This is a genomic window from Streptosporangium sp. G11, assembly GCF_051192615.1.
GTDB lineage: Bacteria > Actinomycetota > Actinomycetes > Streptosporangiales > Streptosporangiaceae > Streptosporangium.
Genome location: NZ_JBPJUQ010000253.1, coordinates 1 through 1,937, shown reverse-complemented (window position 1 = coordinate 1,937; position 1,937 = coordinate 1). Strand labels below are relative to the sequence as shown.

4 protein-coding genes are annotated in these 1,937 nt (G+C 71.2%); 2 read left to right on the top strand and 2 right to left on the bottom strand.

Translation table 11 applies throughout. The annotated features are described in order from the left end of the window. On the bottom strand, nucleotides 1-250 hold a 250-nt coding region (locus ACSDR0_RS50300), incomplete at its 3' end, for a hypothetical protein (protein WP_435296082.1). On the opposite strand from ACSDR0_RS50300, the gene ACSDR0_RS50295 reads away from it, so the two are divergent. Together ACSDR0_RS50295 and ACSDR0_RS50290 are read left to right on the top strand one after the other, a co-directional pair. Next, nucleotides 234-647 (top strand): hypothetical protein, encoded by a 414-nt coding sequence (locus ACSDR0_RS50295; RefSeq protein ID WP_435296081.1) that lies wholly within the window; start codon nucleotides 234-236, stop codon nucleotides 645-647. The two genes, ACSDR0_RS50300 and ACSDR0_RS50295, sit on opposite strands and share 17 nt — an antisense overlap. Beyond that, nucleotides 631-801 carry a hypothetical protein gene (locus ACSDR0_RS50290; protein ID WP_435296080.1) on the top strand — a complete coding sequence of 57 codons (171 nt, stop codon included), beginning with the start codon at nucleotides 631-633 and terminating at the stop codon, nucleotides 799-801. Before ACSDR0_RS50295 ends, ACSDR0_RS50290 begins: the two co-directional genes overlap by 17 nt. Nucleotides 802-1,118: 317 nt before the next feature. Here ACSDR0_RS50290 and ACSDR0_RS50285 read toward each other — a convergent pair. Further along, nucleotides 1,119-1,937 (bottom strand): IS701 family transposase (locus ACSDR0_RS50285; RefSeq protein ID WP_435296079.1); only part of this gene is annotated, 819 nt, incomplete at its 5' end.

Sequence of the window (1,937 nt, the reverse complement as noted above, 5' to 3'; positions counted from 1 at the left end):
CCCGCCTCCGTGATGCGTTCGCCGCGATCCCGGGCAGCGTCACGATGACGCTCCCTTGAACGAGGAGACCGCCCGCCGCGGCCGCCAAGTCGCATCGCACGCTCGTCGGTACGGAGAACGACACGATCACCGGCCGGATCACGGCGGGCACCGTCACCTTCACCGTCGTCGCGGACCAGGGACGCACCGATGAGGTACTGGCGCTGTGGCGGTCGCTGACGGCCGACGACCGGATGCTGACCGGCGACATCGACGACGCGTCCACGAAAGAGACTGGCCGCTGGCAGATCGAGCTCACCGCGGTCGACGCCACCGACGCGATAACGCTGTTCAAGGACATGGTCACCGACGGCGAGCAGCACCAGCCCCTGTCGAACGTGATGTCCCTGGAAGTCCGCACGGGGCGCGACGCGCGGCCCGGAATCTCCGTCGGGACCGACTTCAACGGCGCCCTCCCCACCGAGGCGATCGCCGCATACGAGGCGGTGGCCGCTCGGTACGCCGTTGTCCACGCCTCTCTGACACCCGATCGCGCGGGCATCGTGGTCGCGAAGAACGCAGAGCGGGCCCACGCCCACGAGCTGGCCTTGACGGCGGCACCCGGCCTCGGCGCCGCCGTCAAGGTCACCAGTGACAGCGGCACCTGATCCCCGGCTGCGGTTCAGCCTGGCCTTGGCGTCTGAGTCGCTGGAGCGTGACGTCGCGGTCAAGGAGGTCATCTTGCCTGCCGGGATGTACGCCGCACTGCGTCAGGTGCGGCGCAGCGGGCGCTGCGCGAAGCGCGTTCGGCGGCACGGCTGAACCAGCCTGGCATCGTCACGGTCCATGACCTGATCAGCCGGGATGGGGGACCACCCACCACAGCAGCTTGGCCGCTACGGCGAAGGTGTGGCGTTGCGGGCCGCCGCGGAGCGTGTTCGCCGACAAGGGACGGCGATGCGGACGTGAAGCGAAGCGGTGGAGATCCTCGTACGCCTTGTGCGCCACACTCGTGTCCCCGGCTCTGGGTACTACCCCAAGCGCCGCAGTCCGTGCTGCTCTAGTCGGTGGTTTGTTAGGGCGGGGCGTAGGGATTGAGGGGCCGTCCTGCGGTGACGGCTGTGATCAGGGCTTGTAGTTCAGCGGGCGGGGGCCTGGTCGACCAGGTGCGCCACCAGCGTTGCAGCAGTGCGCAGGGGGTCAGCCAGCCGCGGACGTAGCGGACGGCCCGAGGCCGGCACAGTGGCACCGATGGCACCGTGATGGTGGGCCCCCCTCTCTCCGCTGGCGGCGTCGGCCGGGGCGGGCGGAACCTGCGGTGACGGGGCCGAGTCGGCGGGCCGGGCATGCCAGCAGAAGGTGAACGCGCACATCACCAGGGCCCAGTGGCGGCGGATCGCGGCATCGGAGCGGACCTGAAAATCGGCCCAGCCGAGCTCGTCCTTGACCTGCTTGTAGCCCTGCTCGATCCAGGTGCGCAGGCCGTAGAGGCGCACGATCTCGGCGAGGTCGGCTGGCGGATGGGGCGAGAGGGCGGCACGCGGACCGCCGGGGCGGGGCAGGTTGGTGGCCAGATACCAGGTCGCCTTGGCCGGCAGCGTCGCCGGGTCGGCGGTCGCGACGATCAGCCGGACCGCCTGGTGCGGGCCGTAGCCGCCCAAGGCCGCGTCGGCGGCCCACCACACGGTGGTGTGGCCGTCGCGAAACCGCCGCACGACCTTGCTCCAGGCACCCGGTGCGTGCGGACCTGCCCACTCCAGCTCGCGGGCGGCGTCGATCGGCGTGTGTGCCTCATCGGCAAGGGCCCAGAAGCCCTGGTGTGGCTTGAGCGCGAGCACGAACGGCAGCCCGGCGGCCCACAGTTCAGCGGTGAAGGCCGCGTTGTCGCCGTAGGCGCAGTCGGCCACCAGCGCCCGGAAAGGCACGGCGGCGGCCTGCGCCCGACCCGCGAGCGCGGC